Raw genomic sequence first — 24,389 nt, forward strand, 5'->3', positions numbered from 1 at the left:
ACAAGTGACGGGGATTGTAGATACGTAAATTTTTAATGACTATGCCTAATTTTGTAACAGTTATTCTCTATATTAGTAACAATCGTCCTGCAATCGCCTCATTCCACTCGAAAAAAGCCCCGTATTCACGGGGCATTTTTTGCGAAAGCCCCTGTAGTTAGTAAGGTTTGCGGCGATTGCGAATGATGCACGCCGGTACCAGAACTGCGGTCAGGACAAACGCCGTCAGCGCCCATTGCGCGAGTGACAATCCGAGAACCGGCGGATATGGCGTCGTGCAGAAACCGCTGACCTGAAACCCTGTAGGGAACAGTGTAGCCAATGGCAGGCCATCAACGATCGGTTGCAGCACGTCGATACCGCAGCTGTCGGACGGATGGGCGAGGATCCATACATGCCGACCGGCCGCGGCAATTCCGCCCAGTGCGCTGAGGGTGACCAGCGTTTCACACACCGTAACGCCGCGACGTCCGGACATTGCAGCGCCGATGAATGCAAAAATGGCGATGAACAGCAGTGCGTAGCGCTGCAGGATGCACAGCGGGCAAGGCGCCTCACCCAGCACGATCTGCATGTACAGGGCACCGCCGATCAAGGCCAGGCAGATAATCCCCAGCAAAACCAGAAAGCGCTTTTCGCGTCTCAGGTACAACGTGTTGTCGCTCATTCACATACCTTACTGAACTGATGAGGTGGTTGGTCAACGCCCTGCTACGTATGGGCGAAGCCTGAAACAGGAGTGTACGGCCCGGTCGCACCGAAGCGTGCGCGATGATCATCTGTCTGATTCGGCAACTCAAGCGCTCGCCAGCCATACGGACGCATTTGCCCGCCGGATGGTCTGCGCGTTAGCAGATCCACGACCAACAGGACGTTTTTGCGGGAGCCGGATGCAATGCCCTTCTATATATAGAAGGGTGCGTCAGTTTGTCGCAGCTCTTCTTCTATATATAGCTGCGGTATTTTGTCGCAGGGCATACTGATGTCAAAGCACAGTCGCGTACGAACCTGCGACGCTGACTGTCGGAATGCGCAGAGCGACAGTGTGCCGCATCTCGCCCGGTTTGACTGGACCGGAGCCAGACTGCCACTATTCACGCTTGCACTGGCAGCTCATGCTGGCTGCCGTTACGTGTTGAAACAACTTTCAAGGACCAGCGAGCGGCGCGGCCAGCCGTCCGTTAAAAATCCTCAAGCCTGCCCGTCGCAGGTCGATAACCTGTCATAGAAAGTTGTTTGCCGCTTCCAGGCGACGAAACACCTACAGCCAGAAGGTTCATATGTCCAATAACGTCCGAGCAGATTCACTGTCGCTGCTCCTCTTCACGTTGCGCAGCGGCAAGCTGATGGCGATCAACCTGCTCAAGGTCAGTGAGATCATTCCCTGCCCTCCCCTGACCCATCTTCCCGAATCGCACCCGCACGTCAAAGGTATCGCCACGTTGCGCGGCTCATCACTGTCGGTCATTGACCTGAGTCGTGCAATCGGTGAGCGCCCTTTGGCCGATCCCGATGGTGGCTGCCTGATCGTTACAGATGTCAGCCGCTCCAAACAGGGCCTGCACGTTCAGGCCGTGAGCAAGATTGTGCACTGCCTGACCACCGATATCCGTCCTCCACCCTACGGGTCGAGCAGCAAGTCGTTCATCACTGGGGTCACTCAGGTTGATGGCGTGCTGGTACAGGTTCTGGATATCGAAAAAGTGATTCACGGTATTGCTCCGGCGCAGATCGTCGTGCAGTCGACGGAGCTGGCCAAAGAGGATGCCGAAATGCTCAGCAAGGCGCGGATTCTGGTCGTCGATGACAGCCAGGTTGCCCTGCAGCAGTCGATCATCACCTTGCGCAATCTGGGCATCGAATGCCACACGGCGCGCAGTGCCAAGGAAGCCATCGACGTTCTGCTGGATCTTCAAGGTACTGATCGGCAGATCAACGTGGTGGTGTCCGACATCGAGATGTCGGAAATGGATGGCTACGCGCTTACCCGGACTCTGCGCGACACGCCCGACTTCAGCGATCTGTATATCCTCTTGCACACCTCGCTCGACAGCGCGATGAACAGCGAGAAGTCGCAGATCGCCGGGGCCAACGCTGTGCTGACCAAGTTCTCGTCACCCGAGTTGACCAAATGCCTGATCGAGGCCGCACGTACGGTGGTCGCCCAAGGGCTCTGATCCCTGAGCGAGCACCGACGCAACGTCCGAACCTTACCGACGCATCTGCCGGACATTACTGGCTGATGCGTCGGACTCTCGCCTTACCCGTACCCGCTGCGATCTGGCCGCCGCGTGTCCTGCTGCGACCGTTCACCCTTGAGCAAGCTCCAGAGGTTCACCGCCTGCTGACACAGGGTCATGCCAGCGCGGCAGGCAGCGTGCCGGATTATCCGCACTGGCGAGCCGCCTTCGAACAAGATCCGGAATTCGACACGTCGCGGTGCTTTCTGGCCGTGCTCGACGAAACAGTGGTGGGCGTGATCGTCTGCTGGACCAGCGCATTCATCAAAGACCTGGTCGTGCATCCCGAAGTGCGACACAGCGGGATCGGCTTCGCTCTGCTCAACCACCTGTTCGCCCATTTGAGTATGTGCGGCGAAGCAGCAGTCGATCTTCACGTCATGGAAAACAACCTCAAGGCACGGCGTCTGTACGAGAAATCAGGGATGTCCTACCTGAAACGTTTCGATATTCCCGAAGCATGACGGGACCGTTGACCCAACCAGCGACTGGCGCACAACTTGCTTCCTGAGCTGTATCAGCCAGGAGAGTGACCAATTGTTGTCGCTCGGCGCGCAGCTCTGAAAGGGTCATCGAGACAATGGACACCAAGTTTTCCTGTGTGGGTTGCGGCGGTTGCTGCACCGACCACCACGTGCCTCTTACGCTTGGCGAAGCCGCACAATGGGCGGCAGACGGCGGCACCGTGATTGTCTTGACCGAAGCTTTTCTGAGCAATGGCTATGGCGTTTCCGAGGCCCAACTGACCCATGCCAGCCGGCGCTCGACGCAGGTGAACAGCGGCACCACAACAGCCTTCGTGGCGATCACCTTCGCGGCCTACAACGTTGGGCGTTGCCGGAATCTTGACGAGAAAAACCTGTGTCGCATTTACGAGCGCAGGCCGCTGGTGTGCCGGATCTATCCGATGGAGATCAATCCGCACATTCCATTACGCCCCGAAACCAAGGGCTGCCCGCCAGAGTCCTGGGAGCAGGGTCCAGACCTGATCATTGGCGACAGGCTGGTTGATACGCAGTTGATGGACCTGATCGAACAGTCCCGTCAGGCTGATCGGGATGAAATAGAGACCAAACAGTTGATCTGTCAGCAACTGGGCATACGCACCACCGCCCTCAAGGGCAACGGCTTCGTCGCGTATCTGCCGGACATGAACGCATTTGCGACCGCCATCGCGGAGGTCGCAAACCGTGCGCAGGATATGCAACCCAATGGCTCGCACTGGGAATTTCATGTGGCGGGACAGCAGGTTCTGGACACCCTGCAACAGGAGGGTGCCGACGTTACGGATCGGGAGCCGGTTTCCTACCTGTTCATACCCTTGCAGGCAGCCTGAACAGGATTACTCACGCGATCAGCGCTTGCCCATCGATCTGCGCGTGCCCGCCGGGGCTACGCCAGGGGTCTTGTGATGGCCATGCTTGTTGGCTTTCTGATGCCATGCGGGTTCCTTTTTGGCCTGGGCGAACTCCGAAGGCTTGAACGGAAAGCTGAAAGGCGCAATGACAGCCTTCTTTTCAGTGTCTGCGACGGAGTCGGCTGCGGCGTCTTGAACAGGGGGTTGTTCAGGAGTGGTCATGGTGTCACCAGAAAGTCGAATTGGCCGGGCACATGCCCGCGGTCGCGCAGCATACATCAATCGCCGCGTAACCGCCCGAGCCTCCTGTCGCCGTCATTTGTAGAACAGATCGACCATGATCTCGGCATTGAACGGTCCCGGCGTCGGTGTATTGGAATTCCACAGCAACTGCGCATTGAAGTCAGCACTGGCAGCGTTGGTTTCACCCAGCAGTTCTGCCAGATGGAACGGTTCGTTGTAACGTAACGGCTGGCCACTGACAGCGCTGGCAATACGAATCCCCAGCGAATCATTGCCGGAGGGAACGAGCAGTTCGCCCGAAAGATTGCCTGTCACCGGCCTGAAACGCGCATCAATGCTGAACGGCGAATCGCACGCACGACTGGTCAGCAAAGAAAATGTCTGCGTGGCGATTACCTTGCCAATGGTCACCTGGTGTATGGCAACGTCGCCGAACTCCACGGTTTCGGGGAGCACTTGCAGGTCGGCGTCGCAGGCCACGAAACGCAGACCCCGCAGGTTGTTGATCACGTAACTGAGGCTGCGCCCCGGCACCCGGCTTGAGTCCGTCGCACCACCCAGTTGAAAAAACCGGTAATCCAGCAGATCACTGGCCACGCCAGAGGGTGGTGTTGCGCCGAACTTCTGAATAAACACGGAAAACGCCAGATTGAAGCGCACCTTTGGACAATTTTCGATATTGCTGTCGCCTTCATGGCAGACAGGCACGTAACTCCCGGTACTGACCCGTCCACTGCCTTGCAGATAATCGGTGCCCTGAAGTGTCATGCCAGCGCGGATACCCTGACCGATCAAACGATTGTCCGGGTTCAGGTAGATGAAAATCTCTTCCTCGACAGACTGCGAGCCATCCTTGGCACATTCGACCTGAACATTCACAGGCTCGGAACGCCACACCACTTCCCCGTTGGGAATCGACTCCGGAATCGCCACCGTACTGCCCAGATCATCGTGAATTTCGGTTTCGCCCGTACCCTGAGTGGTACAGACCAACGCGAAGACGGAAGCCGGATTCAGCATCAGCAACACCACAGTGGATAGCAGCCAGCGTCTGGCAGACAGTCGTTTCATATCAGCATTCGTCCTGAAAGGAATGGGTCTCCAGCAAGCGGGCCGTAAAGGCCGCCTGCCCCTTGAGCGGTGTGCAATAAGTACGCTGACCGCCATAGTCGGTCAGCGCCTTGTATGAAAAACGATGGGTTGCGGAGGGCAGAACGCTCGCTGGTACAACCATTTCAAAATGGGCGCCCGGTGCCAGCAGCAGGTACTCGCTGAGTTGAACAGCGTCAATGCGCAACGCTTGCAGAGACACGTGATAAGGCATTGGGTTACTGACCGTCAGCAAGGAAACGCCTGCCTCGTCATGAGTCAGTGTCCACAGCAACTTTGCGCCCGTGTCAGCCGGATCCCCCTCTAGACCAACGGGCCGGTAAAACACATTGATGCGCTGACGCACGGCGACATTCAACTGACGAGTGCCTGCCTGCCGTCGAGGCACCTCAAGCACATACAAATGCAGCAGCGACTCGCTCCCCTGCGGCATGCCTGTGCCCTGATACAACACGCGCAGGACCTGCCTGCCGCCGCCCGGCAGACGTGAAAGCGGCGGCGTGACCACGAACGGCAGCGTACTGCGCCGAGCCTGGGGAGTGTCGTCGTCATCGCGGGCATCACTTATCCATGCCTGAAAAAGTGCCTCGGAATCACCTCGGTTGCGCACCTCGATACTGGCTTCGTGATACTGGCCATCAAAGACCAGCCGTGTTCCGCTCAGCGAAATCGCCCCTTGTGCGCCAACGCTGCCCATCAGCAGCAGCACCGCCAACATTGCCGGGCATGAATCAGCAAGGGCGCTCATTGGCATGTCACCCTGATCCGCTCGTAGGCACGGGTCGGATCTCTGGGCGGCAGCGAGAATGCTGCCTGACAACTTTGATCAGACCAGCGAACCCGCAAGCTGCCGACATCCTGCTCACTGAGCACCAACGCCTGACTGCCAGGGTCGACCACCGCCAGCGCCCTGCCCTGTTCATCCTCGACACTGGCACCCAGCGGTATTTTGCTGCCGTCGGCGCGCACCAGTTCAAACTGGACCCGGCGGCCCACAATGGCTTTGAAGCGCACTACCGGTATCGCTCCCCGGCGCGGTACGAGCTGGGTGATGGCATTTTCCAGGTCGACATCAGCACCCAACTGGCGGGTATCCAGGCTGACCCAATTGGTCCGGTAGGCCTGCGCATAGGGCAGAACCGCATAGCCGTTGCCTGCGGTTTCGACGTTACTGAAGGACTTCAACCGAGCCCCGCTGACGTCCGGAACCTGAACCAGGGCGAAGGTTTCACCCAGCGCCTGCCCCAGGTTCACACCTCCGGGGTGAGCCACCAGCGAACCCGCCGCAGACAGGCTGAATGCATCGTAGTCCTGGCCCTGGCTATAACCTGCCTCGAAGCGACCGAACCCGGTGGTGGTACTGATCTTCCCGGCACCGAAACTGCCGGAGCTGCTGTCATGCCCGGCCTGTACCGAATAAAACGTATCACGATCCCCCAGCACCTGGCCGTTAAGCCCGGTCTGAGCGTTGTACTCACCGGTGCTGTCGCGCACGGCATTGAAAGACAGTCGCGACGAACCAGGGCTCGATCCGAGTGGCAGGGTCACGCTCAAGGCAACACGATTGTCGGTGCTCGCTTCACCGTTTCGCCCGAAGTCCTCGTTGCGTTCAATGGACAGGCTGTAATTGACTGTCTGCCAGGCAGCGTTATAGGACAGGTAAAGTTGCCGGGTCTTGCCGGGCAGGTTCCAGTAGCACTGCTCGGAAGCGGTCAGACTCAGCGATGCGGCGTGGCTCGACACTATCTGGGTAACACTTAGCTCAAGCCGATCCCGAGCCAGGCCAGTGGACAGCGTATGTCTCTGCGGGTCGGTATCGCTGACGTGCTGGCTCAGGGTCCGGTACGCTTCAGTGGAGTAGCGGTAACCTGCCACGGCCAGCGTGGTGTCGGTAACGTCCAGCGTGTTGGCATAACGCACCCGCAGGCTTTGGCCGCTGCGCGACTGTTGAGCCACCTGACTGACTGACCGGGTGATATCCAGCGACACTGCGCCCAGCCCGGTATTGATCCCGGCACCTATATTCGCGGCCTGGTAATCTTCGGCCAGTTGCAGACCACCGAACCCGGTAATCCGCTCGGAAAGCCCATAAATCAGGGCCGTGCTGGCAAAATCGGGAGAGGCCTGAACATCGTCGTTGCTATCGACCTGCCCGACGGCCAGGCTGTAACGCAAGGATCCCGAAGGAATCATGATCGGCAGCGATGCGTAGGCCTGGGTAAAAGTCCGTATGCGCCCGTCGGCCTCAATGACCGACACCGACAAATCACCATTGGAACCGCTGGGGTAGATATCGGCAATTTCGAAAGGCCCGGGTGAAACGCTGCCGCTGTACAACAGAAAACCGTTCTGACGAACTTCCACCGTGGCGTTGGTCTCGGCAATCCCGCGGATGACCGGGGCATAAGCGCGCTCGCTGTCGGACAACATGCCATCGTCAGAAGCCAGTGCAGCGCCCTTGAAGCGAACACTGTCGAAAACTTGCGAATCGCTGAAGGTCTCCCCCACCGTAAACTGGCTTTTCAGGAAAGTGATATCACGCTGCGCGAAAGTACGATTGCTGCGATAACGCCAGGGCCGATCACTGCCGCCGACCAGCGAGGACTCATTGCGCAATCGCCATGCCCCGAGGTTCAGGCCATTGCGCATCCCGAGATAATACTGGTCCGTTTCCAGCCCCTTGTTACGGCGCCTGCTGCCATTGGCGTTGTAATTGATAAAACCTGCCGTCTCACCCTGGTCCCAAAGCTCCGGTGAAACATAACCGCGCGCGCCCCGCGACATAACGGCTTGCGGCACACTGATAGCGAGTCGCAACGCACCGGGCTGATAGTCGACACGCGCAAACTCGACACGCGCAGGCAAATCGAAACAGCCCTGAGCAGCGCCTTCATCTGAAGGCAGGCGACTCAGGTCCAGACCGAAGCTCTGCAGCATTTCAAGCGACAGACAGGGTTCAATCAGGCCTGACACTCTATTTTTTGAAAAAGTGATATCTCGCCTGCCGCTCAGTTTGCGATTGACGTAAATATCAACCCGATAAGTGCCGGGCAGTACGCTGTGGGTACGCAGAAACTCCTGGAGGTCAGGCGGCTGATCGCTTCCCTGGATAAACGCCGTATTGAATTTGACTGTCCCGTCAGCCCGAGTACCGCCGGGCGGGGCTGCGAACGCGCTGAGCGAAAACATTAACGTCAACCCCAGGCCGATACCCAGCGGGCAGTGTCGTGGGTGAGGCAGAGCGAACTGTGCAATGACTCCCTTGTGATCTTTTTTGCGCCATTCCATAGCGGTCTTCACTCTACTTCGGCTGTCGCGCGCGCCGCGCAATCCTTTACACAGACGCAGGTCTGCCGGGCCGGTTTGTCACGCAGGCCCAACGGTTTGAAAAGTGAACGCTGACGTGTGAGGCGGCAGGTTATCGAGGCAAGGCCTTGTGGGCATGACCCGGTTCTTTATCGGCCAGTGCCACTTGATAAGGCACTTGCCCGCCGTAGTCATTGATACTGACGAAACTCACCAGCAACGGTGCACTTCCCGGGGTGTGCAGCAACGGGATACGCAAGCGCTGATGGGGGGCAAGCATCTGACTTTCGAGACGGGCAAGCTCACTATCGTGTTGGCGTATGGAAATCCTCAGCATGGACACGTGATAGGGCCCCGGATTTTCCACCTGCACACCCGCGTTATCGATTGATTGCCAGTTCAGTTGTTCAGGTGCCTGCTGCGGATCGCCCTGCAAACCGTCCGGCCGGAAGAACACTTTTATGCGCTGACGTATCGCAATCTGCAGCGTGTTCTCTGCGGCGGTCTGGGGGATTTCCTGCACATTGAGCCATAACACCGATTCACGATCAGTGGGCATGTCTGCACCGGAATGAATGATGCGCAACAGTTGCTTGCCACCTCCGGCCATGCGCGTCAGCGCAGGCGTAACGATAAAAGGCAAATAGGCTGGGGTGTCGTTGTTGTCAGTCTTGTTGGTCGCCACTGTCGGAGATTCAAGCCAGGACTGCAGGAGAATCTCTCCCCCGCCACTGTTGTGAACACCCAGGCTGACCTCTTTTTCATTACCCTGATAAATAACGCGCGTCGTATTCAATACGATGCCCGCCTGAACAGAGGACGCACAGCACACTGTCGCAACCAGCATCGTGTAGCGAAAAAAATCAGGAAACATACTGGCGTTCGCCTTGAATTCGATAAGGGACAAGGCGAGCGTGCCCGCCCTGTCCGACACGGTTACTCGTAATCCATCACGAACGGCAGGAAGCCGTCGGCATTACCCGGATTGGTCGGCGTGCCGTTGAGCACATAGACCGCGCCAAAATTGATTTCAGCAGTCGCACCGCTGGCACCATCCTTGATGAGCGTGGTGTCGACGGTTTCAGCACCGCTCAGATCCATCAGAACGCTTGAGGCATTGAGCAGGCCGATACCGACGCCATCTGCCGCGCCGGTAGTGCGCAGAAGTTTGGCATCGTTATTGTCCAGACCGCTGCCGTTACGGGCAGTAAGGCGCATCTTGACCATGCTGTATTGATCTGCGCCCGCGCTACAGTTGACCAGCAGTTGAATAGGCGTAGCCGTTTCGAATCGACTTTCACTCGATACACCAATATCAGAGAAGGAGACGTTACCCAGGTCGACATTGATTTCGCCAGGGTTGGTGCCCGCACTGACGCCCGTGCCCGGTCCCACATCGCAGGAGATATTGGTCAGGGTGCCGTTGAAGACCATTTTTCCGTTGTTCGCCGCACTGGCGGTACCCGCCATACCAACGCCCATTACGCCCAGAACTGCCAATGTAAGAGAGAGCTTTTTCATGCTAACGACCTTCCTTGTGTTATGTCGTGTGTGCCCGCTATCGGACGGTGAGCACTATAGATCCAGGTCTATTTCGATGCTGTCAGCTGGATAACTTTTAACCCGCAGACAACACAACACGACACGCAGGACAGGTCTGTAGGAATACCAGGCGTCTTGCGCAAGTAGGCTAATTAAGGCTGTTACACAGTGGGGCGCCGATGTTTTAAACCGCGGCGATTTCAGTTTTGAAAGGGCTGACTGGATACTGGACCGTCACTTAAACGTGGGTGACAGTCCGGTCGAAAAAATAATACAGATCTGTATTTATTGATAGCTCAACGTGATGACTCCAGCGCGGGCCTGCAGGGCCTCGCCGTCGGTCTCGGCGACCGGAAGTACCTGATAGTGCGCGACAAACGGCACGAATTGATCACCACATGCATTGTGTTCGGTGCTCACCTGCATATTGATGCCCGGTGCAACTTGCAGAATGCGCGCATGAGCAACAGGCGCATTCACATTAATGTCGGAAATCACGCAACTGCTGTTGACGATACTGCCATGCAACGTCAATGCGCCGTCCTTTGCCCATGAAAAAGCAGGCGCAGCCAGCAAGGGAACCGACACCATGACGGCCCCCAAACCCTGGCGAAGAAACAAACATTTCAACATAACTTTCCAGGTCGATTTTTTACTGTTCATGGCGTTCTCCACTCATAGGCTCATACAGTGAGTTAAGTTGATGGGAGAATTAGCTGCCAGAAGCCGACCTAGGAAAATGTAGGAAAACTCTTAGGACTTTATAAACATCTGGACAAATAGCTCTTCAACATAGATATCGTCCGTTAGCGGATTTTCTTGACTGCACGCCATGCGCAGTGGAGGCTTTCTGACAAACCTGACAGCTAAAAGTCATTCTGCTGACCGGGTTTGCAGGCTATAAGGAAGCCGTAAAAAAATATTACTCCCGTACCGACATTTGGCGTTTTCTTCATATGCGCAGAAAGACCTTGACCGTCACCGCTGTAGTCCTGCTGATAGCCTGCGTGGCCATTGCCGGATGGAAACTGACACGCCCTGCCACACTCCCGAAAAGCTCCGTGACTGCGGTGCCTGTCAAGGTGATCACGGTCAGCATTGAGGACGTACCACGTTTCGTCACCGGGATCGGCTCGGTGCTGTCGCTGCAAAGTGTGGTGATCCGTCCTCAGGTAGATGGCGTACTGACGCGCGTGCTGGTCAAGGAAGGTCAACAGGTCAAGGCCGGCGAGTTGCTGGCGACGCTGGATGACCGCTCGATCCGCGCCTCGCTTGAGCAGGCACGCGCCCAGCTGGCGCAGAGCAAGGCGCAGCTTGATGTCGCGCAACTGGACCTGAAACGCTATCGCCAGCTCACTCAGGACAACGGTATTTCGCGTCAGACATTCGATCAGCAGCAGGCACTGGTCAGGCAACTCGAAGCCACGGCGAAAGGCAACGAAGCAAGCATCAACGCCTCACAGGTGCAGCTCTCCTACACCCAGATTCGCTCGCCGGTTGCGGGCAGGGTCGGCATCCGCAATGTCGATGAAGGCAACTTCCTGCGCGTCAGCGATGCTACCGGGCTGTTTTCGGTGACACAGATCGACCCGATTGCGGTGGAATTCTCTCTGCCTCAGCAGATGTTACCGACCCTGCAGGGGCTGATTGCCGAGCGTAGCGCTGCGACCGTCAAGGCGTATCAGGGCGACGGCGCGGCCAACGGACTGCTTTTGGGTGAAGGCACGCTTTCGCTGATCGACAATCAGGTTTCGGCAACCACCGGCACGATCCGCGCCAAGGCTCAATTCAAAAACCCCGGCGAACAACTCTGGCCTGGGCAGTTGGTCACGGTGAAGATCCAGACCGGTGTCGAACTCAACTCACTCAAAGTACCGCCACAAGTAGTGCAGCGCGGCATCGATCAGCACTTCGTCTATCGACTCACTGCTGATAAAAAAGTGGAAGTCGTACCGGTCAAGGTGCTTTATCAGGACAGCGAGCAGACATTGATCAGCGGTCCAAATGCCGGAGATGTGCTGGTCAGCGACGGCCAGTCGCGACTGCGGCCTGGGGCAACTGTCGAAGTGGTCAGCGCACCCGCCCCGGATGTCGCGAGCGCGCAAGTGGAGCACGCACGATGAGTGGCCGAGGCTCGGTATCGGCGTGGTGCATCGACCACCCGGTGGCCACCTTGTTATTGACCTTCGCGCTGGTACTGCTGGGGGTCATTGCCTTTCCACGACTGCCGATTGCGCCGTTGCCGGAAGCGGAGTTCCCGACCATTCAGGTTACCGCGCAGTTGCCCGGTGCCAGCCCGGAAACCATGGCGTCTTCGGTTGCCACACCGCTGGAAGTGCAGTTCAGCGCGATCCCCGGCATGACCCAGATGACCTCCAGCAGCGCGCTGGGGTCCACCAACCTGACGCTGCAATTCACCCTCAACAAAAGCATCGACACTGCCGCCCAGGAAGTCCAGGCCGCCATCAACACTGCGGCGGGGCGTCTGCCAGCCGACATGCCGAGCCTGCCGACCTGGCGCAAGGTCAACCCGGCTGACAGCCCGGTGCTGATCCTGAGTGTCAGTTCCAGCCTGATGCCCGGCACGGAGCTGAGCGATGTCACCGAAACCATCCTGGCGCGCCAGCTCAGCCAGATCGAAGGCGTGGGCCAGGTGTTCATCACCGGCCAGCAAAGGCCAGCGATTCGTGTGCAGGCTGCCCCCGAAAAACTGGCCGCGCTGGGGCTGACCCTGGCCGACATTCGCCTGGCGGTGCAACAGACCAGCCTCAACTTGGCCAAAGGTGCCTTGTACGGCAAGGACAGCATCTCGACACTGTCGTCCAACGATCAGTTATTCAAGCCGCAGGACTACGCGCAACTGATCGTTTCCTACAAGAACGGTGCTCCCGTCCAGCTCAAGGATGTGGCGCGGGTGGTCGCGGGTTCGGAAAACGCCTACGTCAAGGCCTGGTCCGGCGACCAGCAAGGCGTCAACATTGCTATTTTTCGTCAGCCGGGCGCCAACATTGTCGACACCGTGGACCGCATCCAGCGTGAGCTGCCACGGTTACAGGAAATGCTCCCGGCCACCGTTGACGTCTCGGTACTCAACGACCGGACCCGCACCATTCGCGCCTCGTTGCACGAAGTGGAACTGACCCTGATGATCGCAGTGCTGCTGGTGGTGGCGGTCATGGCGCTGTTTCTGCGCCAGCTGTCGGCCACGCTGATCGTCAGCGCGGTGCTCGGGGTATCGCTGATCGCCAGCTTTGCGATGATGTACCTGTTCGGCTTCAGCCTGAACAACCTGACACTGGTAGCCATCGTGGTCGCGGTCGGGTTCGTGGTGGACGACGCCATCGTGGTGGTGGAGAACATCCATCGCCACCTTGAAGCCGGACAAGGCATGCGCGAGGCCGCCATAAAGGGCGCGGGGGAAATCGGCTTTACCGTGGTGTCGATCAGCTTCTCGCTTGTGGCCGCGTTCATTCCGCTGTTGTTCATGGGCGGCGTGGTCGGGAGGCTGTTCAAGGAATTCGCCCTGACCGCCACTGCAACCATTCTGATTTCGGTGGTCGTCTCCCTGACCCTGGCGCCGACCCTGGCGGCATTGTTCATGCGCGCCCCCACGCACAACCCGCATCAGAAGCCGGGCTTCGGTGAACGTTTGCTGGCCTCCTACGAGCGAGGCTTGCGCAAGGCACTGGCCCATCAGCGACTGATGCTCGGCGTGTTCGGTCTTACCCTGGCGCTGGCGGTAGTCGGCTATATCCTCATACCCAAGGGCTTCTTTCCGGTTCAGGACACTGCTTTTGCACTCGGCACCACCGAGGCCGCTGCCGACATTTCCTACCCGGACATGGTGGAAAAACACCTGCAACTGGCAAAAATCGTCGGCGCAGACCCGGCAGTGCTGGCGTTCTCGCATTCAGTCGGTGTGTCAGGCAGCAACCAGACCATCGCCAACGGCCGCTTCTGGATCTCGCTCAAACCGCGCTCCGAACGCGATGTGTCGGTCAGTGAGTTCATCGACCGCCTGCGCCCCAAACTGGCGAAAGTCCCCGGCATCGTTCTGTATCTGCGTGCCGGACAGGACATCAACCTCAGTTCCGGGCCGAGCCGCAGTCAGTATCAGTATGTGCTCAAGAGCAACGACGGCGAATTGCTCAACACCTGGACGCAACGGCTGACTGAAAAGCTGCGCAGCAATCCGGCGTTTCGCGATATGTCCAACGACTTGCAACTGGGCGGCAGCGTCACCCATATCGATATTGATCGCAGTGCTGCCGCGCGATTCGGCCTGACCACCGCCGACGTCGATCAGGCGCTGTACGATGCGTTCGGCCAGCGGCAGATCAGCGAGTACCAGACCGAGGTAAACCAGTACAAGGTGATCCTCGAACTGGATGCCCAGCAGCGTGGCAAGGCCGAAAGCCTGGCTTACTTCTACCTGCGCTCACCGCTGACCAATGAAATGGTGCCGCTGTCGGCACTGGCCAAAGTCAGTGCGCCGCGCATGGGCCCGCTGTCGATCAGCCACGACGGTATGTTCCCGGCTGCCAACCTGTCATTCAACCTGGCGTCCGGGGTCGCACTGGGCGACGCGGTAAGCATGCTCGATCAGGCCAAGAAAGACATCGGCATGCCCGCCTCGATCATCGGCAGTTTTCAGGGTGCGGCGCAGGCATTCCAGAGTTCGCTGGCCAACCAGCCGTGGCTGATTCTCGCCGCGCTGGTGGCGGTGTACATCATTCTGGGTGTGCTTTATGAAAGTTTCGTGCACCCGCTGACCATTATCTCCACCCTGCCCTCGGCAGGTATCGGCGCGCTGTTGCTGCTATGGATGATGGGGCAGGACTTCTCGATCATGGCCCTGATCGGCATCGTGCTGCTGATCGGCATCGTCAAGAAGAACGGCATTCTGCTCGTGGACTTTGCCCTGCAAGCGCAGCGTGAGCAGGGCCTGTCGCCGCAGGAGGCCATTTATGAGGCCTGCATTACCCGTTTCCGACCGATTATCATGACCACCCTTGCCGCCCTGCTCGGCGCACTGCCGCTGATGCTGGGTTTCGGGGTCGGTGCCGAACTGCGTCAACCGCTGGGTATCGCAGTGGTCGGTGGCCTGCTGGTGAGCCAGATGCTGACCCTGTTCACTACGCCGGTCATTTACCTGCAACTGGAGCGGCTGTTTCATAAACGCCACCCGGCGCCCGCCGCACCCGCGCTGGCCCTTCACAAGTGAGAGTCACCCGATGCGCGTGCTGATTATCGAAGACGAAGAGAAAACCGCAGACTACCTGCGTCGCGGCCTGACCGAACAGGGCTACGCCGTCGACGTGGCGCGCGATGGCATCGAAGGTCTGCACCTGGCGCTGGAGAACGACCACGCGATCATCATTCTCGACGTGATGCTGCCGGGCCTGGATGGTTTTGGTGTGTTGCGTGCGCTGCGTGCGCGCAAACAGACGCCCGTGATCATGCTGACCGCGCGCGAGCAGGTCGACGACCGCATTCGCGGCCTGCGCGAAGGCGCCGATGACTATCTCGGCAAACCGTTTTCCTTTCTGGAACTGGTCGCCCGTCTCCAGGCGCTGACCCGCCGCAGCGGTGGCCATGAACCGGTGCAAATCACTATCGCCGACCTGTGGATAGACCTGATCAGCCGCAAGGCGACCCGCGCCGGAATGCGTCTGGACCTGACCGCCAAGGAGTTTTCGCTGCTCAGCGTGCTGGCCAGACGTCAGGGCGACATCCTCTCCAAGACATCAATCGCCGAGATGGTCTGGGACATCAACTTCGACAGTGATACCAATGTGGTCGAAGTCGCGATCAAACGCTTGCGGGCCAAGCTGGACGGTCCTCACGAACATAAACTGCTGCACACCATTCGTGGCATGGGCTATGTGTTGGAGAACCGCAGTGCGGGTTGATTCGATTGCCCTGCGCCTCAGCGGGCTGTTCGCGCTGGTGGCACTGGTGGTGTTCCTGCTGATCGGCTGGGCCTTGTACCTGCAGGTCGACAAAAGCCTGGACCTGTTGCCGCGTGCCGAAGTCGATGCGCGCTACAGTGTGCTGGAATCGGCCGTCGGACGTTTCGGCAACCCGGAGCACTGGGGCAAGATCAAGGCAAAACTGGAGTTGCTCAGCGAGGAAGACAAGCGCTTGCGTTTCTGGGTAGTGAGCGACAACCCGCTGTACGAATTCGGCAACCCGGACGCGAACATTCGTCGTTTCGCGCAAGGCGCACCGGGTATGCATGACCTGAAACTGGCCGATCACCCGTTCGCATTCAAGGTGCTGGTCAGCGAATTCCCGGCCAAGGAACAGCGCCCGGCGCTGCGTTTTCTGACCGCCATCGATACCGAGACATTCTGGCATACCCAACACTCGCTGCTGGTCGCGCTGATCAGCCTGGCCACGCTGGGTATTTTGCTGGCTTCGGCGCTTGGTTACTGGGTCGCGCGCATCGGCCTGCGTCCGTTGACCAGTCTCTCGCAGGAGGTCCAGAAGCTCGCCCCGCCAAGGCTGTCCGGGCGCTTGCAGATTTCGCCGCTGCCACCGGAGCTTGAACAGTTCGTCGCTTCGTTCAACTCCACGCTGGAACGGGTCGAGCAGGCCTACTCTAGGCTCGAGTCGTTCAATGCCGATGTGGCGCACGAGCTTCGCTCACCGCTGACCAACCTGATCGGCCAGACCCAGGTGGCGCTGACCCGCGGCCGCTCTGCCGAGCATTATTTCGAGGTGTTGCAATCAAACCTCGAAGAGCTGGAGCGTTTGCGCTCGATTATCAACGACATGCTGTTTCTGGCCAGCGCGGATCAAGGCACCAAGGTCAAAGCACAGACCTGCGCGTCACTGGCAGACGAAGTCGCCACCACGCTGGATTACCTGGATTTCATTCTGGAAGATGCCCACGTGCAAGTCCGGGTTCAAGGCGACGCCAGCGCACCGATTGAAAAGCCCCACTTGCGCCGCGCGTTGATCAACCTGCTGCACAACGCCGTGCAACACACCGACGCCGGTCAGGTCATCGAGGTAAATATCGAGTCGCGCGATGCCCATGTGAGTATCGGCGTGACCAATCCTGGCATGCAGATAGCCCCGGAACATTTGCCCAGGCTGTTCGAGCGCTTTTATCGGGTCGATGCCTCACGCAGCAACAGCGGCGCCAATCATGGCCTGGGGCTAGCCATCGTCAAGGCCATTGCATTGATGCACGGCGGCACCGTGTTCGTGAACAGCGACAAGGGTGTCAATACGTTCGGCATACAGCTGCCCCGCTGATCCCTTCAAGAAATAAATTACTCCCCCCTGTTTTTTACAGTCGTCCGTGTGCGTCTGTTCGCATCATTTTAAATACACTTGCTTTATTCACATTCCATTCATATGAGGCTATAAGGAGCGTGCTATACAACCAGCATTAAAATCATAAAAATAATGATAACTGTCTTAACCATTTATCAAGATTCATTCGTCTGCAGGTAGAACAACCAATGATGTTGTTTGCGTCATCTCGGCAAGACCGGCTCAAATGGACCCGACCGGAACTCATGCTGATCTTTGGCAGTTCACTGTCAATGTTCGCCATACTGGGGATTGTGGCGTCTTTACTGGCCCGAGAGCGTGACGACGCAGCGCAGACTGCAGCGCGTGCGGCGGCCAATATCGTGCAATTGATTGATGCCGACGTCATGCATAACGCAGAACTTTACGACTCTTCCCTGCAAGGCATGATCAGCGCATGGCAGCGTCCGGACCTTCAGGACCTGTCACCTGAACTGCGACAACTTGTCCTGTTTGATCGCTCCACTGCGGCGTCTTTCAAAGGCGATCTGGTATTGCTCGATAACAAGGGCGCCATCCTGGCTGACTCACTGTCCGTCATCCCTCGAAACGACAACTTCTCCGACCGCTCCTATTTCAAAGACCACAAGGCGGACCCTTCGCTGGGTCTGCACGTCAGTGCACCGTACAAAAGCCGTTGGGGTTACAAGGACTGGTGCATCAGTTTCAGCCGTCGCATGTCAGGCCCCAATGGAGAGTTCACCGGAATGGTAAGTGCGGCCATGCGACTGGTGTATTTCAAACACTTGTTCATGAGCCAGAATCTGGGCGTCGGCAGCAGTATCAACCTGATCAATACCGCAGGCATCCTGATCGTCCGCTACCCCGATCTGGAGGGTGAAGATCTGATTGGCAAGGATTACAGCCACAGCCCCAACTTTCAGCGCATTCTTCAGGAAGGAGATGGCAGCTTTGCTGCCATGTCGACGCAGTTGAACGCTCGTCGGCTGTATACGTTTTCCCGGGTCGGCAATCTGCCGCTGGTTGTCGTGATTGGTCAGTCCGAGGATGAGGTGTATGCCGTATGGCGGCGCAATGCCTGGCTGGTCGGCTCCGCTACCAGCGTACTGTGTCTCGGAATCCTGTGGCTGACATGGCTGCTGTGTCGCGAGTTGCGACGACGCCATCGCGCTGAGGATGCACTGGCCAGCCTGGCTGCAACGGACGGTTTGACAGGGCTCGATAATCGTCGCCAGCTTGACGAAGCCATGGAAACCGAATGGGCGCGGGCACAGCGCTCAGGCAAACAGCTGTCTTTACTGATGATCGACGTAGACCATTTCAAGGCATTCAACGAGCGTCATGGTCATCAGGGTGGTGACGAAGCACTGCGCCTGATTGCACAAACCATCTCCTTCAATATCCGTCGCCCCGGCGACCGGGTTGCACGCTATGGCGGAGAGGAGTTTGTGGTTGTGCTGCCGGAAACCGACTTGCCGGGAGCCATGATGATTGCCGAACAGATCCGCAGGGCGGCTGAATCACTGCCGCCGTTTCCGGGAGCACAGCAGCCCATCACCGTGAGTATCGGTGTTGTTTCAGAGATCGTGCGTCAGGGAGACAAGCTGGAGGCGTTTTTCGGAATAGCCGACAAGGCGCTTTATCAGGCCAAACACAAGGGTCGTAACCGCGTAGAGCATCGCAGTTCGGTTACCAGAGAGATGACCGACCAGGTTTGATGAGCTGCCGACGGGCATAAAAAAACGCCAGACTGGCTGGCGTTTTTAGTTACCGCTACAACATCGAATTACGATGCGGCGTGGGCTGCACGTGCTGCGTCACGCAGTGCTTTTACTTTGTCGTGGTTGGCCAGAACGCCAGCCTGCTGCTTTTCAATCAGCGCAATAACGTTAGGGGCAACGTTCTTGGCACGGGCTTTTTCCAGCGCTTCGCGATAAGCCTTCTTGGCAACGTCTTCGCCTTTTTCGACTTCTTCCAGTACAGCCTTGTCGTCATCCGAAGTCACCATCGACTTCAGGTTGACCCATGCGCGGTGCAGTGCGCCAGACACGCTGGAAGAGTCTTCAGGCTTGCCACCCAGTGCGGTCACTTCAGCTTGCAGTTCACGAACAGCTGCAGCCACCTCAGTGGAGCGATTGGCAAGGAACGACTTTACCTGAGCGCTTTTTGCGTGTTCTGCGCTGGTACGGAAACCTTCTTCACCGTCTTTGCTGGTTTCGATCAGGTCATTCAGGATAGAGATCGTTTCTTTGTTGATATCAGTCATTTGATAATTTCCTAATGGCAGGTTGATACGAAAGTGTTCATGTATAGGTAATTGCAGACACCGTGCCAGTTTTCGATATGGAAATAATTGATTAAAATCAATAAGTTACGAAATTTTCACAATTGGCTGTTCGTGACTTCTGCATGATCTGTCGTTTGGCCTGCATGCAGAATGCACGTATCGTGCTGTTCGATATGTATTGATGGGAGGCTTGCAGGTGAACCCCGAGAAACTCAGGTTATTGGTGACGCAGGAAATGCCATTTGGCAAATATAAAGGACGGCTGATCGCCGATTTACCAGGTCATTATCTGAACTGGTTCGCGCGCGAAGGCTTTCCGAAAGGTGAACTGGGAGGTTTGCTGGCATTGATGCAGGAAATCGATCACAACGGCCTTGGCGCGCTATTGGACCCATTGCGCACACGTCCGCGTCAGTCGTTCAAGGACAAGGGATAAACAAAGAGGCGGTCCGGGGGAGAAAAAAACGGTGCTCCGGACCAGGGAGCACCGAAAAGCCATACAACCAACAACAACTTCCTTGCCGGAGTCAGCCGCAAAGGGGCTGACTCCGATATCCTGAAAATCAGTCAAACAACGCCATTGCCTGCGCAGTGGCTTCCTGTATGCGGCCCCAATCGCCATTCTTGACCCAGGCGTTATCAATCATCCAGGTCCCGCCCACGCACATGACATTGGGCAAGGCCATGTAGCTCTTCAGGTTCTGCTCGTTGACGCCGCCAGTCGGGCAGAAACGCACCTCATTGAAAGGTCCGCCCAGTGCCTTGATTGCCGCCACACCGCCGCTGATCTCGGCCGGAAACAGCTTGAAGCGGCGATAGCCCATGGCATAACCGATCATGATTTCCGAAGCACTGCTGACGCCCGGCAAAAGGGGCAGCGGGCTGTCGACTGCGGCTTGCAGCAGGTCTTGCGTGCTGCCAGGGGTCACAATGAACTGCGAACCTGCCGCCTCGGCGTCCGCCAGCATCTTGCGGTCCAGAATGGTGCCGGCGCCCACACACAGTTCCGGGCGCTGCTCACGCAGAACACGGATGGCGCTCAGACCGAACGCCGAGCGCAGCGTAACTTCCAGTGCAGTCATGCCGCCAGCGGCCAGCGCATCGGCCAGAGGCAGCACATCCTGGTCACGGGCAATGGTGATGACCGGCAGAATCTTCGCCTTGGCGCAGAGTTCGTCAATCTGGGCAATCTTGTTCGCCATGCTGATGAGCGGCTGATTATTTTCGTTCTGTGTCATGGCGACGTTTCCTTTGCTTATGGGCACCAGTAAATCTCGAGAGACGGGTTGAGAAACGCACGCACCGGCATCTCGGCGAGGTCATCGCCCGCCAGCGCGGTGCGCAGGGTGTCGAGTTTGGCCTGACCGGACACCGACAGGATCGGCGAACGTGCCGACGCCAACAGGCGGCGGGTCAGGGTCAGGCGCTGATGCGGCACGCTCGGTGCGAGCATCGGCAGGCAGCGGCGCTCACCTTGCAGATCAAGGGCTTCTTTCAGGTTCGGGCTACCAGGGAACAGCGACGCGGTATGCCCGTCGTCGCCCATGCCCAAAATCAATACATCAATCGGTGGCAGCTCGGCCAGCGCCTGATCGGCAGCCAGCGCTGCCTCCTCGACACTGCCCGCCACGCTGTACAACCCCAGAAACTTCGCCTTCGCCACAGGACCCTGCAGCAAGTGGCGCTGCAGCAGGCCCGCATTGCTGTCGGCATGCTCGGTCGGCACGAAACGCTCGTCAGCCAGGCTAATGACTACTTTCGACCAGTCCAGCGGCTGCACGGCCAGACTCTGGAAAAAGGCCACCGGACTGCGACCACCGGACACCACCAGGGTCGCCAGACCGTTTTCGCCAATTGCCTGCTTCAGGCGCTCGGCGACGTTGGCAGCCAGCGCATCAGCCAGTTGCTGCGGTGTGTCGAAATCACGTGCTACCAGCCCTGCTGGCAGCTCAAGGTCACATATCGCCATACCAGGATCTCCCGTCACGAGTAATCAGGGCAATGGAGCTCATTGGCCCCCAGGTTCCGGCCGGATAAGGCTTGGGCGCATCGCCCGCCTTCTTCCAGCCAGCGATCAACTGATCGCACCATTGCCAGGCGTACTCGATTTCATCTTTGCGGACAAACAGGTTCTGATTGCCACGCATGACTTCCAGCAACAACCGCTCATAAGCGTCGGGAACACGAGCGCTGCGGTAGGTGTCGGAAAAATTCAGTTGCAAGGGCCCGCTGCGCAGCTGCATGCCTTTGTCCAGCCCCTGGTCCTTGGTCATCACCTGCAAGGAAATACCTTCGTCGGGCTGCAGGCGAATGATCAGGCGGTTGCTGATCTGCAAACGTTGTTCAGGCGCGAAGATGTAGTGCGGCGGCTCTTTGAAATGGATCACGATCTGCGACATTTTCTGCGGCATGCGCTTGCCGGTACGCAGATAAAACGGCGTACCCGACCAGCGCCAGTTGCGGATATCGGCACGCAACGCGACGAAGGTTTCAGTATCGCTCTGGGTGTTGGAGTTCTCTTCCTCCAGATAACCCGGCACCGCCTTGCCTTCGCTGTAGCCAGCAGTGTACTGGCCACGCACCACCTGGGTCGCCAGACGCTCGGGCGTGAACGGTGCCAGCGCCTTGAGCACCTTGACCTTCTCGTCGCGAATACTGTCTGCCGACAGATCGCTGGGCGGGTCCATGGCGATCAGGCAAAGCAGTTGCAGCAAGTGGTTCTGAATCATGTCGCGCAATTGACCGGCCTGATCGAAGTAGCCCCAACGGCCCTCGATGCCGACCTTCTCGGCAACCGTGATTTCCACATGAGAAATATGGTTCTGGTTCCACTGGGTTTCGAACAGGCTGTTGGCGAAACGCAGGGCAATAAGGTTCTGTACCGTGTCCTTGCCCAGATAGTGGTCGATACGATAGACGCGGTTTTCCGGGAAGAACTGCGCCACCGCATCGTTAACCCGGCGCGAAGAAGCCAGGTCGTGGCCAATGGGTTTTTCCAGGACGGCGCGCGTCCGCTCGGCCAGATTGACCGAAGCGAGGTTCTCGCAGATTGCGCCGTAGACCGAGGCCGGGGTGGCGAAATAGGCGATCAGGGTTTCCGCAGTGCCGACGCGTTCGGCAAGCGCGACGTAGTCCTCAGCCTTAAGGAAGTCGACATGCAGGTAGCTGAGGCGCGCCAGAAACCGGCCCAGGTTGTCGGGCTCGAGTTCGGCCTCGGGAATGAAGCGGCGCATGGATTTTTCGATATACGCCAGATGCGACTGTTCGTCGCCGGGTTCACGCGCCAGGGCAAGAATTTTTGTGTCTTCGTGCAGCAGTCCAGCGCGATCAAGCTGATAAAGAGCCGGGAACAGCTTGCGTACCGCCAGGTCCCCCAGGGCACCAAACAGGGCAAATGTGCACGGTTCAACCGTAATCAAGGGCATAATGTTGGTTCTTTTATCAAGTTAGGCTACAAATACCTTTTTTAAAGGCGTTACTCAAGGCCATATGTAGTAATAACCACAACATTCTGCCTAAAAGCATATTCCAGTGGTGATCAACACAGGCCCTCAGTACGATAGGCCACCTTTGCTACAGGCTAAAGAGCTAAAAAAAGCTCAGGCCAAAACCGTTGGTGAATCAGCCCCCGACAAGGACTTTGAATGGACCGCGTAAGAAACCTCCTGGAGCAAATCCAGGGCCGACTCGATGAGTTGAACAAGGCCGAGCGCAAGGTGGCCGAAGTGATCCTGCTCAACCCGCAGATGGCAACGCGGCTGAGCATTGCAGCGCTTGCCCAGGCCGCCAAGGTCAGCGAACCGACGGTCAACCGCTTCTGCCGTTCGTTCAGCGTCAGCGGTTATCCGGAGCTCAAACTGCAACTGGCCCAGAGCCTGGCAAGCGGCGCAGCCTATGTCAGCCGCGCTGTGGAAGCCGACGACAATCCCGAGGCCTATACCCAGAAGATTTTCGGTAGCGCCATTGCTTCGCTCGACAGCGCCTGCCAGCAACTGGACCCGGCGCTGATCAGCAAGTCCGTGGACATGCTGATCCAGGCACGGCAGATCCACTTTTTCGGGTTGGGTGCCTCGGCGCCGGTGGCGCTTGATGCGCAGCACAAATTCTTCCGTTTCAACCTGGCGGTCACGGCGCATGCCGATGTGCTGATGCAACGAATGATTGCGTCGGTGGCCCATACCGGTGAATTGTTCGTGATCATTTCCTACACCGGGCGCACGCGCGAGCTGGTGGAAGTGGCCCGCATTGCCCGTGCAAATGGCGCTTCGGTGCTGGGCCTGACGGCAGCTGGCTCGCCACTGGCGCAGGCCAGCACTGTGAGCCTGAACATTCCCCTGCCGGAAGACACCGACATCTACATGCCGATGACCTCGCGGATCATCCAGCTCACCGTTCTTGATGTGCTGGCCACCGGCATGACCCTGCGCCGCGGCGTCGACTTCCAGCCGCACCTGCGCAAGATCAAGGAAAGCCTGAATGACAGCCGCTATCCGATCGAGGATCAGGGCTGACTGGGTGTCGTTGACTATCGTTCATCCTGCGTAGTAATGCCTTTCGTGACGCTCTGCGTCACACAGCGGTTCTGTGACTTCAGGTGAATTGGTGTTCGGCTCAGATTCTCGTTCCCACGCTCCGCGTGGTAATGCCTATCGTGACGCTCTGCGTCACACAGCGGTTCTGTGACTTCAGGTGAATTGGCGTTCGACTCAGATTCTCGTTCCCACGCTCCGCGTGGTAATGCCTTTCGTGACGCTCTGCGTCACACAGTTCTGCGATTCAGTGAGATTTCGGCCCGACTCGATTTACCTTTTCGCCCCTCGGCGAGTTACTTTGATGGGGCCAAAGTAACCAAAGCCCCTCGCTCCTGTTTCCGGCCCGACTTCGTCGGGTTCCTTCGCCCTGGCACTGATCCGGGGGTCGCCGCAACGGGCCATCCTTGGCCGGTGCGGCTTGCTCGGCGTCCTGCCTCGCATCCCCCGGATCAGCGCCAGGACTCAGCCGTCACTAACGTCGCACT

At 58.1% G+C, this 24,389-nt stretch carries 22 protein-coding genes; 10 read left to right on the top strand and 12 right to left on the bottom strand.

From position 1 onward, the window contains the following. Positions 1–157 precede the first annotated feature (157 nt). Complete coding sequence (locus tag RYB09_RS06510) at positions 158–667, bottom strand: disulfide bond formation protein B (RefSeq protein ID WP_058401703.1); 510 nt, start codon at positions 665–667, stop codon at positions 158–160. Between the two features lie 613 nt (positions 668–1,280). Between RYB09_RS06510 and RYB09_RS06515 the strand changes: the two genes are divergently transcribed. The 3 genes from RYB09_RS06515 (at position 1,281) to RYB09_RS06525 (ending at position 3,576) form a co-directional block, all read left to right on the top strand. Then, the gene (locus RYB09_RS06515) at positions 1,281–2,177 is read left to right on the top strand and encodes a chemotaxis protein (protein WP_122280474.1); all 897 of its coding nucleotides are present in this window, start codon (positions 1,281–1,283) and stop codon (positions 2,175–2,177) included. Between the two features lie 65 nt (positions 2,178–2,242). Continuing rightward, the gene (locus tag RYB09_RS06520) at positions 2,243–2,704 is read left to right on the top strand and encodes a GNAT family N-acetyltransferase (RefSeq protein ID WP_219171049.1); all 462 of its coding nucleotides are present in this window, start codon (positions 2,243–2,245) and stop codon (positions 2,702–2,704) included. A 116-nt stretch (positions 2,705–2,820) separates the two neighbouring features. Next, a complete protein-coding gene (locus RYB09_RS06525) occupies positions 2,821–3,576 on the top strand; it encodes a YkgJ family cysteine cluster protein (RefSeq protein WP_219171048.1) in 756 nt (251 codons plus the stop codon). A gap of 18 nt (positions 3,577–3,594) precedes the next feature. On the opposite strand, the gene RYB09_RS06530 is transcribed toward RYB09_RS06525, so the two are convergent. The 7 genes from RYB09_RS06530 to RYB09_RS06560 form a co-directional block, all read right to left on the bottom strand. Next, a complete protein-coding gene (locus tag RYB09_RS06530) occupies positions 3,595–3,819 on the bottom strand; it encodes a hypothetical protein (RefSeq protein ID WP_002552338.1) in 225 nt (74 codons plus the stop codon). Positions 3,820–3,912: 93 nt separating this feature from the next. Next, positions 3,913–4,911, bottom strand: coding sequence for a fimbrial protein (locus tag RYB09_RS06535; RefSeq protein ID WP_316887667.1), 999 nt, complete (start codon positions 4,909–4,911; stop codon positions 3,913–3,915). Between the two features lies 1 nt (position 4,912). Further along, positions 4,913–5,698: a molecular chaperone gene (locus RYB09_RS06540; RefSeq protein ID WP_058401697.1), complete on the bottom strand. Its 786-nt coding sequence runs from the start codon at positions 5,696–5,698 to the stop codon at positions 4,913–4,915. Beyond that, positions 5,695–8,166 (bottom strand): fimbria/pilus outer membrane usher protein, encoded by a 2,472-nt coding sequence (locus RYB09_RS06545; RefSeq protein ID WP_316887674.1) that lies wholly within the window; start codon positions 8,164–8,166, stop codon positions 5,695–5,697. The genes RYB09_RS06540 and RYB09_RS06545 overlap by 4 nt, the downstream gene beginning before the upstream one ends. 202 nt (positions 8,167–8,368) lie before the next feature. Next, the gene (locus RYB09_RS06550) at positions 8,369–9,130 is read right to left on the bottom strand and encodes a molecular chaperone (protein WP_058401733.1); all 762 of its coding nucleotides are present in this window, start codon (positions 9,128–9,130) and stop codon (positions 8,369–8,371) included. 62 nt (positions 9,131–9,192) lie between these two features. Then, positions 9,193–9,777 (bottom strand): fimbrial protein, encoded by a 585-nt coding sequence (locus tag RYB09_RS06555; protein ID WP_058401696.1) that lies wholly within the window; start codon positions 9,775–9,777, stop codon positions 9,193–9,195. 306 nt (positions 9,778–10,083) lie between these two features. Continuing rightward, positions 10,084–10,461: a hypothetical protein gene (locus RYB09_RS06560; protein ID WP_058401695.1), complete on the bottom strand. Its 378-nt coding sequence runs from the start codon at positions 10,459–10,461 to the stop codon at positions 10,084–10,086. A 293-nt stretch (positions 10,462–10,754) separates the two neighbouring features. Between RYB09_RS06560 and RYB09_RS06565 the strand changes: the two genes are divergently transcribed. From RYB09_RS06565 to RYB09_RS06585, 5 genes are all read left to right on the top strand, one after another. Then, on the top strand, positions 10,755–11,921 hold the full coding sequence (locus RYB09_RS06565; protein WP_058401694.1) for an efflux RND transporter periplasmic adaptor subunit: 1,167 nt from the start codon (positions 10,755–10,757) through the stop codon (positions 11,919–11,921). Next, positions 11,918–15,022, top strand: coding sequence for a multidrug efflux RND transporter permease subunit (locus RYB09_RS06570; RefSeq protein WP_058401693.1), 3,105 nt, complete (start codon positions 11,918–11,920; stop codon positions 15,020–15,022). Before RYB09_RS06565 ends, RYB09_RS06570 begins: the two co-directional genes overlap by 4 nt. A 10-nt stretch (positions 15,023–15,032) precedes the next feature. Beyond that, positions 15,033–15,710, top strand: a complete 678-nt coding sequence (locus RYB09_RS06575; RefSeq protein ID WP_002552331.1) for a heavy metal response regulator transcription factor — start codon at positions 15,033–15,035, stop codon at positions 15,708–15,710. Further along, entirely contained in the window at positions 15,700–17,064 is a 1,365-nt protein-coding gene (locus tag RYB09_RS06580) for a heavy metal sensor histidine kinase (protein WP_080396324.1), read from the top strand. The genes RYB09_RS06575 and RYB09_RS06580 overlap by 11 nt, the downstream gene beginning before the upstream one ends. 209 nt (positions 17,065–17,273) lie before the next feature. Continuing rightward, positions 17,274–18,803, top strand: a complete 1,530-nt coding sequence (locus RYB09_RS06585) for a sensor domain-containing diguanylate cyclase (protein WP_058401691.1) — start codon at positions 17,274–17,276, stop codon at positions 18,801–18,803. Between the two features lie 68 nt (positions 18,804–18,871). Here RYB09_RS06585 and RYB09_RS06590 read toward each other — a convergent pair whose 3' ends face one another. Then, positions 18,872–19,351 (bottom strand): PA2169 family four-helix-bundle protein, encoded by a 480-nt coding sequence (locus RYB09_RS06590; RefSeq protein ID WP_058401690.1) that lies wholly within the window; start codon positions 19,349–19,351, stop codon positions 18,872–18,874. 202 nt (positions 19,352–19,553) lie between these two features. Between RYB09_RS06590 and RYB09_RS06595 the strand changes: the two genes are divergently transcribed. Beyond that, positions 19,554–19,808 carry a DUF3820 family protein gene (locus RYB09_RS06595; protein WP_004656040.1) on the top strand — a complete coding sequence of 85 codons (255 nt, stop codon included), beginning with the start codon at positions 19,554–19,556 and terminating at the stop codon, positions 19,806–19,808. Positions 19,809–19,935: 127 nt separating this feature from the next. On the opposite strand, the gene RYB09_RS06600 is transcribed toward RYB09_RS06595, so the two are convergent. The 3 genes from RYB09_RS06600 to zwf are packed head-to-tail and all read right to left on the bottom strand — an operon-like array spanning position 19,936 to position 22,797. After that, positions 19,936–20,610: a bifunctional 4-hydroxy-2-oxoglutarate aldolase/2-dehydro-3-deoxy-phosphogluconate aldolase gene (locus RYB09_RS06600; RefSeq protein ID WP_122259274.1), complete on the bottom strand. Its 675-nt coding sequence runs from the start codon at positions 20,608–20,610 to the stop codon at positions 19,936–19,938. A gap of 17 nt (positions 20,611–20,627) precedes the next feature. Beyond that, complete coding sequence (gene pgl, locus RYB09_RS06605) at positions 20,628–21,341, bottom strand: 6-phosphogluconolactonase (RefSeq protein WP_004666126.1); 714 nt, start codon at positions 21,339–21,341, stop codon at positions 20,628–20,630. Then, entirely contained in the window at positions 21,328–22,797 is a 1,470-nt protein-coding gene (gene zwf / locus RYB09_RS06610; protein ID WP_004656035.1) for a glucose-6-phosphate dehydrogenase, read from the bottom strand. The genes pgl and zwf overlap by 14 nt, the downstream gene beginning before the upstream one ends. Before the next feature lie 219 nt (positions 22,798–23,016). Between zwf and RYB09_RS06615 the strand changes: the two genes are divergently transcribed. Next, on the top strand, positions 23,017–23,883 hold the full coding sequence (locus tag RYB09_RS06615; protein ID WP_002552324.1) for a MurR/RpiR family transcriptional regulator: 867 nt from the start codon (positions 23,017–23,019) through the stop codon (positions 23,881–23,883). The last annotated feature ends 506 nt before the right edge of the window (positions 23,884–24,389 follow it).

Source organism: Pseudomonas syringae group sp. J254-4 (assembly GCF_032586855.1).
GTDB classification, from domain to species: domain Bacteria; phylum Pseudomonadota; class Gammaproteobacteria; order Pseudomonadales; family Pseudomonadaceae; genus Aquipseudomonas; species Aquipseudomonas amygdali.